Raw genomic sequence first — 12,487 nt, 5'->3', positions numbered from 1 at the left:
GATCGCAGGGCGTTTCGCCTACCGCCGTGTCTGGTCGAAGATGACCTCGCGGTCGCCGGGATACTTGATCCGGTAGGCGAGGCGGATCTCCTTCTGCGCGCCCGGGGCGAGCTCGAAGCTCCAGGCCGAGACGCCGCGCTTGTCGCCGACCTGCTTCTCGGTCGGCGGCGTGCTCTGTGACAGCAATTCGACAGTGATCGCGCTGTTCTCGGAGAACGGCACGCGCTCGGTCACGGTCAATTTGACCGGCTGGGCGTGCAGGCTCTTCACCACCGTCTTGAACTCGCGCTGGTCGGTGCGGGTCGAGCCGAGCCAGCCGGAATCGTTCTCGCGCCGGCGCACCGGCACACGCGTCACCTTGAGGCGATCGTCGGCGCCGAAGCCGAGCTCGACCTTGTCGCCGGGCGCGACCTGTCCGAGCCGGCCCTTGCCGATATAGGCGCCGTCGCGATGGAGATAGACCTCGCCGGCGAGCAACGGCGCCTCGTCCTCATGGCTGAAGCTGGCTTCGAGATAGGCCTTCTCCTCGAGCTCCGGCGTGGCGCGGGCCGAGAGCTCCGGCTTGACCTTGCCCTGCGTCAGCACCACGGCCTTGCTGGAGCCGTCCTGCGGGACGGTGACCCGGCCGGGCACTTTGAAGCTGGCCTGATAGGCGCCGGCGCTGATGCTGGCGGTCTGGATCTCGGCCTTTTTCGGCTCGGCGGCGCCGAGCGCCTGGTCGGGCGCGGCGGGCGCCGGCGCAATCGCAAGGGCAGGAGCCCTTGCTGCACGCTCAGAGTCCTGTCTTTGCAGACGTGCCCGCTCCTCATAGACCACCGGCGGCTCGTAGAAGGCGATGCGCAGCGGATTGAGCTCCGGCGCGCGCGTGCCCTGGGCCGAGCGCGTGGTCGAGAGCTCGACTGCGACCTCGTTCCAGTCCTCACCGGTGCGCTGGCGCAATTCGGCGCGGCGGGTGAAGGCGATCTCGGCCGCATTGGCGCTGCCCGTGGTCAGCCTGGCTTCATAGACCGGCAGCCAGCTCGCCCCGGCGACGCGATAGCTGACGGAGATGTCGGCGGCGACGGGCGCCTTCGCCTCGACGGCGATGGCGACGTCGCGCTTGGGCTGGCCGGCCCGCGGCGCCAAGGGCCTTGCCTTCTCCAGCGCAGCGATCTCGGCATCGAGATCGGAAATGCGGTTGCGCAGGGTGAGCAATTCGCCCTGGACCTTGACCAGCGCCGTACCGATCGCGTCGAACACCGCCGGCCAGTCGGCGACAGGCAGGGCCTTGCCATCCGGCCCGAGCTTGTCGGGGCCGATCTTGCCGAAATTCTCGATGGTCGCGCGCTTGGCTTCGATCGCGCTGATCTCGCCGGCGAGCTTCGCCTTCTCGCCTTGCAACGCTCGGATCTTGCCTTCCAGCGCCTGATCGAGGGCGGGGCGGGCCTCGCCCGGAACCTGGCGGACATCGACCGCGCCGATCGCGAAGGAGCCGTCGCCCTGCGCCTCGACCCGGATCGACGCGGGATCGACGCTGGCGGGCAGGCCGCGCAGCACGATCTGCGAGACGCCCTCCAGCAGCGAGGCCTTGCCGAGCCGGGTCACGACCGCACCGTCGGGGTAGACGGTGACGCTGTCGATCTTCGAGGCAAGTTCGATCTCGGCGGCGCCTGCGAGGCTCGGTGCGAAAATCAAGGCTGCGGCCAGTCCGGTCTTCATCATTTCTGTCCCCCGACAAATCAAGCAGCCGCGATTTGCCCAGTGGATTTCGGCGCGGCGAGGGCGGAATTGGGCCGGAACGCGGGACAGCGCCGCAGGGGCGCCATCACCGCCCGGCGACGATGGCTGGCCCTTGCCGGCGCCAGCGCGGTTTTCGCTGCGTCAGGGAGTTGGCAGCGGCGGGACCATCTGCCCGTGACCGTCGGAATATTGTTGCCGGGCCCGGTCATGCAGGAAGGCGACGAGCTGCGCCATGGTGTTGGCGTTACGGAACGCTTCGGCTGTCGTGTTCACCTCGATGTCGGCGCAGCCGATCGTGTGGAAGTATTCATGGGTGATGACGTCGCGCTTGAGCTCGGCATTGGCACTGAACCAGGGATTGCACAGATCGGTGTCCGGCGGCTTGCGGCCCGGAGTGGTCCAGGCGAAGGCCGATCTGGGATCGGCGCATTTGCCGCCGGCATGCGCCGCGTTGAGCGCCTTCGGCAAGGCAAGGTTCTGGTCGAGCATCGAGATAGACTTCGCCAGCGCATCACGGAAAGCGTCATCCATCGGATTGGCAGGCACGATGAGCAGGCGTGCGATGACCGCGATATCGCGCCGATAGGTCACCCACAGCGCGTCGAAAGCGGCCTGGTCGCCGAGCGAGTCGATGAGAAAGTCGATCTGTCGCTGCAGCAGCCTCAGCCGGGTCAGTGCAAAGCGCAGCGAACTGCGGCTCGCATTCCAGGCGGTCTCGATAATATCCGCCTCAGTCGGTGCGGATGGCGTCGGGCTAGGCGTCGGCGCGATCGCGCCGTTCTTCTCGATCCGGTATTTGCCGCGATAATAGGACGACTCGTACCAGGTGTGGTCGTTGCTGTTCGACAACGGTCTTTGCCAGCTCTCGCGGGTCGACGAGCCTTTCCACCACATGTTGACCAGCGTGGAACTGGCGGCCCAGTTGCCCGTGCCGCCTTCCGCGCTGCCGAGGTCTCGCCAGCTCACGACGCCGCCGGCGCGAAAATCGTACTGCCACGTCCAGCTCTTGACCCGGACCGTCCAGGTTCCGATCAGCAAATCGAGATCGCCGGCCATCTGCCATCTCCATCCGTAGCCAAGTCGAGGCCGCCCGGTCGGGCCACCTGTCCTTGCGAAAGGCAGGCATACGCGTCGTCGGAGAAGCAGGAGATAGACTTGCACGACATGCCGGCGCCAACAAGATCGCCGCGCGCAATTCGCGTCCTGGTAGTTTAGCCGTCGAATTCAGGGCAATTGTCGCTAAGGTACACAGATCGTCGGCGTGTTGCGGGCAGGAGGCGTTCGCCGCCCTTAACTCCGCAGGCCGGGCGCCTCCTGGCCGGTGCTGGCGACGTATTCGGTGTAGCCGCCGCCATAATTGTGCACGCCGTCCGGCGTCAGCTCGAGCACCCGATTGGAGAGCGCCGCCAGGAAATGGCGATCGTGGCTGACGAACAGCATCGTGCCCTCGTATTGCGCGAGCGCCGTGATCAGCATCTCCTTGGTGGCGATGTCCAAATGGTTGGTAGGCTCGTCGAGTACGAGGAAATTCGGCGGATCATAGAGCATCTTGGCCATGACGAGGCGGGCCTTCTCGCCGCCGGAGAGGAAGCGGCAGCGCTTCTCGACATCGTCGCCGGAGAAGCCGAAGCAGCCGGCGAGCGCGCGCAGCGAGCCTTGCCCGGCCTGCGGGAACGAGCCTTCGAGCGATTCGAAGATGGTTTCGTCGCCGTCGAGCAGCTCCATGGCATGCTGGGCGAAATAGCCCATCTTGACGGTGCCGCCGACAACGACCGTGCCTTCGTTCGGCTGCGTGGCGCCGGCGACCAGCTTCAGCAGCGTCGACTTGCCGGCGCCGTTCACCCCCATCACGCACCAGCGCTCCTTGCGCCGGACCTGGAAGTCGAGCCCCTCATAGATCGTCTTGCTGCCATAGCGGACATGCACGTTCTTGAGGGTTGCGACATCCTCTCCGGAACGCGGCGCCGGCTGGAACTCGAACTGCACGGTCTGGCGGCGCTTGGGCGGCTCGACGCGCTCGATCTTGTCGAGCTTCTTGACGCGGCTCTGCACCTGGGCCGCATGCGACGCGCGGGCCTTGAAGCGCTCGATGAAGGCGACCTCCTTGGCGAGCATCGCCTGCTGGCGCTCGAACTGCGCCTGCTGCTGCTTCTCGGCCAGCGCGCGCTGCTGCTGGTAGAACTCGTAGTCGCCGGAATAGCTGGTCAGCGTGCCGCCATCGATCTCGACGATCTTGCCGACGATGCGGTTCATGAATTCGCGATCGTGCGAGGTCATCAGGAGGGCGCCGTCATAGCCCTTGAGGAAGCTTTCCAGCCAGATCAGGCTTTCGATATCGAGATGGTTGCTCGGCTCGTCGAGCAGCATCGCGTCGGGCCGCATCAGCAGGATGCGGGCGAGCGCCACGCGCATCTTCCAGCCGCCGGAGAGTGCGCCGACATCGCCCTCCATCATCTCCTGGCTGAAGCCGAGGCCGTCGAGCACTTCGCGGGCGCGTCCGTCAAGCGCATAGCCGTCGAGTTCCTCGAAGCGCCCCTGCACCTCGCCATAGCGGGTGATCAGTTCTTCCATCTCGTTGGCGCGGTCGGGATCGCCGAGCGCCGCCTCCAGCTCCTTCAGCTCAGCGGCGATGGCGCTGACGGGACCTGCGCCGTCCATCACCTCGGAGACGGCGCTGCGGCCCTTCATGTCGCCGACATCCTGGCTGAAATAGCCGATGGTGGTGCCGCGATCGACGCTGACCTGGCCCTCGTCGGGCAGGTCCTCGCCGGTGATCAGCCGGAACAGAGTGGTCTTGCCGGCGCCGTTGGGGCCGACGAGGCCGACCTTCTCGCCCTTCTGCAGCGCCGCCGAGGCCTCGATGAAGATGATCTGCTGGCCGTTCTGCTTGCCGATGCTTTCGAGGCGAATCATGATGTCCGGGACGCTGAGAAACTGGAGTTGCCGCGCACTTACAGGGCTAGCGGCGTGGGCGGAAGCCCGAAGCGTGGGTTATGTTCTCGCGCTGCGCGCAACCATGGCGGTGATCGTCTCGAACAATTCCCGCTTGGCCTCGTCGGCGCCGATCTCGTCGGTTGCAGCGGCATGTGACAGCCCTTCGGCGGCGCCGAGCATGGCGCGCAAGCCGGCGGTCGGGATCGTCCGGCCGTTCGCGAAGGGGGCGAGCAGGGCTCGGCAACGTTCCAGGAAGATCAGATCGCAGTCGCGTTTGACAGCGGCGAGCTCGGGCGAGCCAGCCAGGGCCGCGACGACGCCAGGGATCTCGCGCCCCTGGGTCAACACGCAATCGACATAGGAGGAGGCGATCGCTCCGGCCTTGCCGGCGAGGGTCGCTTCGCTGCCGTCGAGCGCCGCCTCCATGATCGCATATTCCCTGATGTCGAAGTCGCGATAGAGCGCGATCAACAGCCCGTTGCGGGTGGCGAAGTGGCTGTAGGCCACCGGCTTGGCAACGCCGGCCCGCTCGGCGAGATGGCCGAGCGTCAAGGCGTCGGTGCCTTCCTCGCCGACGATCCGCCAGGCGGTTTCGATCAGCTGGCGTTGGCGGTCCTCGCGCGTCAGGCGCTGGCGGCGCGGTCGTTCGGTATCGAGGCTTGACATCTATTATGTACCAAAAGTAACTTACTAAAAGTATATAACGATCGCGAGCCGATCGCAATCAACCCAGGAGACATTCCATGCATGCCCTCGTCGTCGTCGCCCATCCCGATCCTGTTTCGCTCAGCCATGCCGTCGCGCAGGCGCTGGCCGACGGCGTCTCCGGCGCCGGCCACAGCGTCGAGATCGCCGATCTCGTCAAGGAGGGCTTCGACCCGCGCTTCTCGCTGAACGACCTCGCGGTGCACCGTCGCGAGATCGCACAGCCTGCCGACATCGCGTTCGAGCAGGGGCGCGTCGACCGGGCCGATGCGCTGGTGCTGGTCTATCCGATCTACTGGTGGTCGATGCCGGCACTGATGAAGGGCTGGATCGACCGGGTCTTCGCCAATGGCTGGGCCTATGAAGAGCTAGAAGACATGAAGACGGTCAAGAAGCTCCAGCATCTGCCGGTCCATCTCGTCGCGCTCGCCGGCGCCGACATGCGCACCTTCGCCCGCCACGGCTATTACGGGGCGATGAAGACGCAGATCGATCATGGCATCTTCGGCTATTGCGGCGCGCCGGTCGTGACCTCGGAGTTCCTGGTGCCGGTACCGGACATGTCGGAGCATCTCGACACGGCGCGGGCACTCGGCGGCAAGGTGTTCACGCCGGCGAACAGGACCGCCGAAGCGGCGTAGGTCACGCCCGCCCGCGGACGCTCGCCTGCGGCTTGACCCGCATCTCCAGGAAATTGCGCAATTCCGTCACGCGCTTGACCGGATCGAGCACCTCCTCGTCCAGCCCAAGGCCCCAGGCGAGGTCGTGGCGGGTGGGATCGGCGTCGAGCGCGTCGAGATCGGCGATCCAGGCGGCTGCGGCGGCCTCGTCCTTGCGCAGGCCGCGCTCGATCAGGGTCTTGCTGTGCCGTCGCAGGATCGTGGCGATCAGGCGCAGCGAGAATTCCGGGTGGTACTGCACGCCCCAGAAGGTGCCGCCGTCCTGGCGGAACTCGGCGGCCTGGATCGGGCTCATCGCATTCGAGGCCAGGATGGTCGCGTCGCTGGGTGGGGCGACGATGCTGTCGAAATGGATCGCCGGGGCATCGAACGCGGCAGGCCGGCCGGCGAGCAGCGGGTGCCTTGCCCCGGCCGGGTTGACGGCGATGCGGCGGGCAAAGCCGATCTCGAGGCCGTTCGGATTGAACGCGACCGTTCCGCCCGCGGCGACAGCACCGATCTGGATGCCCCAGCAGGAGCCGAAGCAGGGCGTGCCGCTCTTGTAGATCGCCCGCATCAGCTCGATCTGCCGGGTCACCGCCGGCTCGGGGCTGTGGATGTGCAGCGAGGAGCCGGTCAGGGCGATACCGTCATAGGAGGCGAGGCCGGCGCCGTCGGGCAGGTTGGCGCCCTCGTCGGCTGGCAGGCAGATATCGGTGATCAGCGAAGGCTCGATCCGGCGTAGCTCTGCGGCATAGGCCTCCGACGGGGTCGCGCCGGCGTCGCGGATGTATTCCTCGCGCCCTTCGCGCTTGTAGCCGTCGACGACGAGGACGCGGAGTGGCTTGCGGCTGAACACGTTCATCGGATCCTCGGCACGTTTGCGTGCGGCGACGGTCTGCTTTGCGCCTCCTCATAGCGCGCTTTCCGTTCGATCGACATCGATCGAACGAAAAGAATTCGCGCCAGATCAAAGGCGATGCAGGGCCTTATCGCAAAAGTGGTGCCCACTTTTGCGGGCCATGCATAGGACAAGCAGTGCGTGCAAGGCTATGCAGGTCTTCGCGCCATCGGGACATCCGTCTTGCAGCAGCCGGCCTCTTTTCCTCAGCGGGTTTGGGCCAATGCCTATCTGCTGCTCGTCATGACGACGCTCTTGTGGGCGGGCAACGCCGTGGCCAGCCGGCTCGCCGTCGGCGAGATCGCGCCGATGACGCTGACGGCACTGCGCTGGGTCTTCGTCTGCGCCGTCATGCCCTATCTGTTCCGCCGGGGTCTGCGCGAGCATTGGCCGGCGCTGAAGGCGAACTGGCTCAAGGTGGTGCTGCTCGGCGCCTTCGGCTTCACCGCCTTCAACACGCTGATGTACATCGCGGCGTATTCGACCACGGCGATCAACATCGGCATTCTGCAGGGCTCGATCCCGGTCTTCGTGCTGCTCGGTGCCTTCTTCGCCTTCCGCACGCCGATCGGCGTGCTGCAGGGGCTCGGCGTCGCCGTCACCATCATCGGTGTCCTGGTCACGGCGAGCCGCGGAGACTGGCACGTCCTCTCGCAGCTCAGCTTCGTGCCAGGCGACCTCTGGATGATGATCGCCTGCATATTCTATGCGGGATATACCGTCGGTATCCGCACGCGCCCGCCCATGCCTGGGCTGATCTTCTTCACCGCCATGGCGATCGTCGCCTGCCTGGTCTCGCTGCCGCTGCTCTGCGTCGAGATCGCCGCCGGCAAGGCCTATTGGCCGACGCCGAAGGGCTGGCTGATCCTGGCCTTTGTGGTGATCGGCCCTTCGATCCTGTCGCAGCTCTTCTTCATGCGCGCGATCGAGCTGATCGGCCCCGGCCGGGCCGGCGTCTTCGTCAATCTCGTGCCGGTGTTTGCGCCATTGCTCGCCGTCGCGATCCTCGGCGAGCAGCTCGCGCTCTATCACGGCCTCGCGCTGGCGCTGGTGCTCGGCGGCATCTGGATCGCCGAACGCAGGCTGCGCTGAAATCGCCTCTCGGCCTCCCTGGAATTGATCCATGTCAAAGCAGTCCGGCTGTGTCCCGCTAACCTTGCGGGGTGCGCCGGGCTGGACAACTTATGGGCGAGGACTAACCTCCTTCGACAAGCTCCAATCTGGCTGACGGCGATATGTGATCGCCGGCGACGACGACGATGGAGACTGGCGATGGGGCCTGACCCTGCGAGCACCGAGGTGCATCCAGCGCAGCCGACCAGGAAGGCCGAGCTCCTGGCCTTCTTCACGCTGGCGGTCCTGATCTGGCCGATCGTCGCCGTCGGCATCGTCGGCGGCTATGGCTTCCTGATCTGGATGTCCCAGATCGTCCTCGGACCGCCCGGGCCTCCCGGGTCGGCGCACTGAGGCCGCGCCATGCTGACCGGCAAGCGCGAGATCGACCGCCGCAAATTCCTCACCGGCGACATCATGCCCGAGCGTGTCCCTACGTCCGCTCGCCCGCAACGCTTCTTCCATATCTCCAGCGCGGTCGTCACCGCCCGCCCGGAGCAGTGCGCCGAGATCGCGCGCCTGATCGCCGCGATGTCGGACACCGAGGTGCGCGCGGTCGAGGGCAGCAAGATCGTCGTGGTGATGGAAGGGCAGAGCAGCGGCGAGATCGGCAGCCGCCTCACCACCATGGCGCTGATGGACGGGGTGTTCTCGGCCAACATGGTGTTCGAGCAGATCGAACCCATCGACGACAGCGGAGATGACAGATGAGCCTGTCCCGTCGCGAACTGCTCAAGGCCCAGGCCGCGGGGATCGCCGCCATGGCGGCCAATATAGGCAGCGAGGCCGTCGCACAGCCTGTTTCAGGCGGCGTCGATGCGCTGAAGATCTCCTGGTCGAAAGCGCCCTGCCGCTTCTGCGGCACCGGCTGCGGCGTGATGGTCGGCGTCAAGGAGGGCCGGGTCATCGCCACCCATGGCGACATGAAGGCCGAGGTCAATCGTGGCCTCAACTGCGTCAAGGGCTATTTCCTCTCCAAGATCATGTACGGCAACGACCGGCTGACCCAGCCGCTGCTGCGCAAGAAGAACGGTGCCTACGCCAAGGATGGCGAATTCACCCCGGTGTCATGGACCGAGGCCTTCGACACCATGGCGGCGCAGGCCAAGCGCGTGCTGAAGGAGAAGGGGCCGACCGCGCTCGGCATGTTCGGCTCGGGCCAGTGGACGATCTTCGAGGGCTATGCTGCGACCAAGCTGATGCGGGCCGGCTTCCGCTCGAACAATCTCGACCCGAACGCCCGCCACTGCATGGCCTCGGCCGCCTACGCCTTCATGCGCACCTTTGGCATGGACGAGCCGATGGGCTGCTATGACGATTTCGAGCATGCCGACGCCTTCGTGCTCTGGGGCTCGAACATGGCGGAGATGCACCCGATCCTGTGGACGAGGGTGACCGACCGCCGGCTCGGCCATCCGCATGTGAAGGTCGCGGTGCTCTCGACCTTCACCCATCGCAGCTCCGACCTCGCCGACATCCCGATCGTGTTCAAGCCGGGCACGGACCTGGCGATCCTGAACTACATCGCCAACCACATCATCACGACCGGGCGGGTGAACAAGGACTTCGTCGACAAGCACACCACCTTCGTGAAGGGCGCGACCGATATCGGTTATGGCCTGCGGCCGGACGATCCGCGCGAGGTCAAGGCCCGGAAAGCCGAGGACGTCACCGCGACGACGCCGATCGATTTTGCAGCCTTCGCCGCCTTCGTGAAGGACTACACGCTGGAGAAGGTCGCAGGCCTCACCGGCGTCGAGCCCGGTTTCCTGCAGCAGCTCGCCGAGCTCTATGCCGATCCCAAGCGCAAGGTCACGTCGTTCTGGACGATGGGCTTCAACCAGCATGTGCGCGGCGTCTGGGCCAACCAGATGGTCTACAACCTGCATTTGCTCACCGGGAAAATCTCCGAGCCCGGCAACAGCCCGTTCTCGCTGACCGGGCAGCCTTCGGCCTGCGGGACTGCGCGCGAGGTCGGCACCTTCGCCCATCGCCTGCCGGCCGACATGACTGTGGTCAACCCCGAGCATCGCAAGCATGCCGAGGAGATCTGGCGTGTCCCGCACGGCATCATCCCGGAAAAGCCGGGCTATCACGCGGTCGAGCAGGACCGGATGCTCAAGGACGGCAAGCTCAATTTCTACTGGATCCAGGTCAACAACAACCTGCAGGCCTCGCCGAACAACAGCAACGAGGCTTATCCGGGCTATCGCAACCCCGACAATTTCATCGTCGTCTCCGACGCCTATCCGACGGTGACCGCGATGGCGGCCGACCTGATCCTGCCGGCGGCGATGTGGGTCGAGAAGGAGGGTGCCTACGGCAATGCCGAGCGGCGCACCCATGTCTGGCACCAGCTCGTCAATGCGCCGGGCGAGGCCCGCTCCGATCTCTGGCAGCTGATGGAGTTCTCGAAGCGTTTCACCACCGACGAGGTCTGGCCGGCCGAGATTCTCAGCGCCAATCCGAACTACAAGGGCAAGACCCTGTTCGACGTGCTCTATCGCAACGGCAATGTCGACAGGTTCGATATCTCCGAGATCGACCCCGGCTATGAGAACCGGGAGGCGAAGGCCTTCGGCTTCTATGTGCAGAAGGGGCTGTTCGAGGAATACGCCTCCTTCGGCCGCGGCCATGGCCACGATCTAGCGCCCTACGACACCTACCACCAGGTGCGCGGCCTGCGCTGGCCGGTGGTCGACGGCAAGGAGACGCTCTGGCGCTATCGCGAGGGGCTCGACCCCTATGTGAAACCCGGCAAGGGTGTCGAGTTCTACGGCAACAAGGATGGCAAGGCGCGGATCATCGCCGTGCCCTACGAGCCGCCGGCCGAGATGCCGGACAACGAGTATGATTTCTGGCTGGTCACCGGCCGTGTGCTCGAGCACTGGCATTCCGGCTCGATGACCATGCGCGTGCCGGAGCTCTACAAGGCCTTTCCGGGCGCGCGCTGCTTCATGCATCCGGAGGACGCCCGCAGCCGCGGGCTGAACCAGGGCGCCGAAGTCCGCATCATCTCCCGGCGCGGCGAGATGCGCACCCGTGTCGAGACCCGCGGGCGCAACCGCATGCCGCCCGGCGTGGTGTTCGTGCCGTGGTTCGATGCGAGCCAGCTGATCAACAAGACGACGCTGGACGCGACCGATCCGATCTCCAAACAGACGGATTTCAAGAAATGCGCGGTCAAGATCCTGCCGGTCACCGCCTGATGCGCGTACCGACCCTCCTCGGGGCCGCGCTGGCGGCCTGCCTCGTCCTCGCCTTTGGCGCCGCTCTCTCGCAGGACGGCGCGCCGGTGAAGACCGTGCCGCGGCTCACCGGGACGCCGCAACCCATGGCGCTGGAGCGGGTTCCGGCGCTCGGTCGGCCGGTGGTCGACGACGTCAGGCGCATGCGCAACTACCCGGAGCAGCCGCCGGTCATCCCGCATGCGATCGACGGCTACCAGCTGACGCTCAATACCAATCGCTGCATGGATTGCCACAAGCGCGAGTTCACCGAAGGTTCGGGCGCGCCGATGATCAGCGTCACCCATTTCCAGGACCGCGACGGGCAGGTGCTCTCCGACGTGACGCCGCGGCGCTATTTCTGCACCGCCTGCCATGTCCAGCAGACCGATGTGCCGCCACTGGTGCCGAACCTGTTCCAGGACGCCCAAGATGTCGGCCGGAAGCCATAACGAGGCGCTGTGATGAGCAAACTCAAGGCGCTCTTCTGGCGGCTCTGGGGCCTGGCGGTCGCCTTCTGGCGGATCATCAGCCGGCCGAGCGCGTATCTGCCGCTCGGCTTCCTGACGCTGGGCGGCTTCGTCTGCGGCGTGATCTTCTGGGGCGGCTTCAACACGGCGCTGGAGATCACCAACACCGAGAAGTTCTGCACGTCCTGTCACGAGATGCGCGACAACGTCTATCAGGAGCTGCAGTCGACGGTGCACTTCTCCAATCGCTCTGGCGTGCGCGCGACCTGCCCGGACTGCCATGTGCCGCACAACTGGACCGACAAGATCGCCCGCAAGATGCAGGCGTCCAAGGAAGTCTGGGGCAAGATCTTCGGCACGATCTCGACGCGCGAGAAGTTCCTGGACATGCGGCTCGAGCTCGCCAAGCACGAATGGTCGCGGCTGAAGGCGAACGACTCGCTCGAATGCCGCAACTGCCATTCATCCGTGGCGATGGATTTCACCAAGCAGACGCGCCGCGCCGCCGACATCCATGGCCGTTTCCTGACCACGGGCGAGAAGACCTGCATCGACTGCCACAAGGGCATCGCGCATCTGCTGCCGAACATGACCGGGATCGAGCCGGGCTGGAAGGAGGCGCCGGAGCTGCAGGGGAAGGGCGCCTCCTGGCATGGGCCGGAGCGGGCCTTGAGCAGCTATCTTGCCGGGCTTGAAAGCCAGCCGAAATAAGACCGGGATAGCGACTGCTGCGGTATTCTGCGGCGCCAAGGCTGCGCC

Annotated in this window: 12 protein-coding genes; 7 read left to right on the top strand and 5 right to left on the bottom strand. The window is 65.9% G+C overall.

The genetic code is table 11. From position 1 onward, the window contains the following. Positions 1–18: 18 nt before the first annotated feature. From GV161_RS02340 to GV161_RS02325, 4 genes are all read right to left on the bottom strand, one after another. Positions 19–1,698, bottom strand: a complete 1,680-nt coding sequence (locus GV161_RS02340) for a mucoidy inhibitor MuiA family protein (protein WP_159650106.1) — start codon at positions 1,696–1,698, stop codon at positions 19–21. 162 nt (positions 1,699–1,860) lie between these two features. Beyond that, on the bottom strand, positions 1,861–2,775 hold the full coding sequence (locus GV161_RS02335) for a hypothetical protein (RefSeq protein ID WP_152012034.1): 915 nt from the start codon (positions 2,773–2,775) through the stop codon (positions 1,861–1,863). A gap of 234 nt (positions 2,776–3,009) precedes the next feature. Next, positions 3,010–4,632: an ABC-F family ATP-binding cassette domain-containing protein gene (locus tag GV161_RS02330; RefSeq protein ID WP_152012035.1), complete on the bottom strand. Its 1,623-nt coding sequence runs from the start codon at positions 4,630–4,632 to the stop codon at positions 3,010–3,012. A gap of 78 nt (positions 4,633–4,710) precedes the next feature. Next, positions 4,711–5,319, bottom strand: a complete 609-nt coding sequence (locus tag GV161_RS02325; protein ID WP_152012036.1) for a TetR/AcrR family transcriptional regulator — start codon at positions 5,317–5,319, stop codon at positions 4,711–4,713. A gap of 77 nt (positions 5,320–5,396) precedes the next feature. Between GV161_RS02325 and GV161_RS02320 the strand changes: the two genes are divergently transcribed. After that, positions 5,397–5,999, top strand: coding sequence for an NAD(P)H-dependent oxidoreductase (locus GV161_RS02320; RefSeq protein WP_152012037.1), 603 nt, complete (start codon positions 5,397–5,399; stop codon positions 5,997–5,999). Position 6,000: 1 nt separating this feature from the next. On the opposite strand, the gene GV161_RS02315 is transcribed toward GV161_RS02320, so the two are convergent. After that, on the bottom strand, positions 6,001–6,882 hold the full coding sequence (locus tag GV161_RS02315; RefSeq protein WP_152012038.1) for a type 1 glutamine amidotransferase: 882 nt from the start codon (positions 6,880–6,882) through the stop codon (positions 6,001–6,003). A gap of 219 nt (positions 6,883–7,101) precedes the next feature. Here GV161_RS02315 and GV161_RS02310 point away from each other — a divergent pair, with 219 nt between their 5' ends. The 6 genes from GV161_RS02310 (at position 7,102) to GV161_RS02285 (ending at position 12,439) form a co-directional block, all read left to right on the top strand. Then, complete coding sequence (locus GV161_RS02310; RefSeq protein WP_280179014.1) at positions 7,102–8,010, top strand: DMT family transporter; 909 nt, start codon at positions 7,102–7,104, stop codon at positions 8,008–8,010. Positions 8,011–8,190: 180 nt separating this feature from the next. Continuing rightward, entirely contained in the window at positions 8,191–8,385 is a 195-nt protein-coding gene (gene napE / locus GV161_RS02305) for a periplasmic nitrate reductase, NapE protein (protein WP_152012040.1), read from the top strand. Between the two features lie 9 nt (positions 8,386–8,394). Continuing rightward, positions 8,395–8,742, top strand: coding sequence for a chaperone NapD (locus GV161_RS02300; protein WP_152012041.1), 348 nt, complete (start codon positions 8,395–8,397; stop codon positions 8,740–8,742). Continuing rightward, complete coding sequence (napA, locus tag GV161_RS02295) at positions 8,739–11,240, top strand: periplasmic nitrate reductase subunit alpha (protein ID WP_152012042.1); 2,502 nt, start codon at positions 8,739–8,741, stop codon at positions 11,238–11,240. The genes GV161_RS02300 and napA overlap by 4 nt, the downstream gene beginning before the upstream one ends. Next, positions 11,207–11,710: a nitrate reductase cytochrome c-type subunit gene (locus GV161_RS02290; protein ID WP_152012043.1), complete on the top strand. Its 504-nt coding sequence runs from the start codon at positions 11,207–11,209 to the stop codon at positions 11,708–11,710. Before napA ends, GV161_RS02290 begins: the two co-directional genes overlap by 34 nt. Before the next feature lie 12 nt (positions 11,711–11,722). Continuing rightward, the gene (locus GV161_RS02285; RefSeq protein ID WP_152012044.1) at positions 11,723–12,439 is read left to right on the top strand and encodes a cytochrome c3 family protein; all 717 of its coding nucleotides are present in this window, start codon (positions 11,723–11,725) and stop codon (positions 12,437–12,439) included. Positions 12,440–12,487 lie beyond the last annotated feature (48 nt).

This window comes from Bosea sp. 29B (genome assembly GCF_902506165.1).
In the GTDB taxonomy this organism is placed as follows: domain Bacteria; phylum Pseudomonadota; class Alphaproteobacteria; order Rhizobiales; family Beijerinckiaceae; genus Allobosea.
The sequence above is the reverse complement of the archived record's forward strand: the minus strand, read 5'-3'. Positions and strand labels throughout refer to the sequence as shown.

Bases quoted from the DNA above. Each gene is read 5' to 3' on its own strand.
- GV161_RS02330 (WP_152012035.1), bottom strand. From the start codon at position 4,632: ATGATTCGCCTCGAAAGCATCGGCAAGCAGAACGGCCAGCAGATCATC.
- GV161_RS02300 (WP_152012041.1), top strand. From the start codon at position 8,395: ATGCTGACCGGCAAGCGCGAGATCGACCGCCGCAAATTCCTCACCGGC.
- GV161_RS02285 (WP_152012044.1), top strand. From the start codon at position 11,723: ATGAGCAAACTCAAGGCGCTCTTCTGGCGGCTCTGGGGCCTGGCGGTC.
- GV161_RS02315 (WP_152012038.1), bottom strand. From the start codon at position 6,882: ATGAACGTGTTCAGCCGCAAGCCACTCCGCGTCCTCGTCGTCGACGGC.
- napE (WP_152012040.1), top strand. From the start codon at position 8,191: ATGGGGCCTGACCCTGCGAGCACCGAGGTGCATCCAGCGCAGCCGACC.
- GV161_RS02340 (WP_159650106.1), bottom strand. From the start codon at position 1,698: ATGAAGACCGGACTGGCCGCAGCCTTGATTTTCGCACCGAGCCTCGCA.
- GV161_RS02320 (WP_152012037.1), top strand. From the start codon at position 5,397: ATGCATGCCCTCGTCGTCGTCGCCCATCCCGATCCTGTTTCGCTCAGC.
- napA (WP_152012042.1), top strand. From the start codon at position 8,739: ATGAGCCTGTCCCGTCGCGAACTGCTCAAGGCCCAGGCCGCGGGGATC.
- GV161_RS02325 (WP_152012036.1), bottom strand. From the start codon at position 5,319: ATGTCAAGCCTCGATACCGAACGACCGCGCCGCCAGCGCCTGACGCGC.
- GV161_RS02335 (WP_152012034.1), bottom strand. From the start codon at position 2,775: ATGGCCGGCGATCTCGATTTGCTGATCGGAACCTGGACGGTCCGGGTC.
- GV161_RS02290 (WP_152012043.1), top strand. From the start codon at position 11,207: ATGCGCGGTCAAGATCCTGCCGGTCACCGCCTGATGCGCGTACCGACC.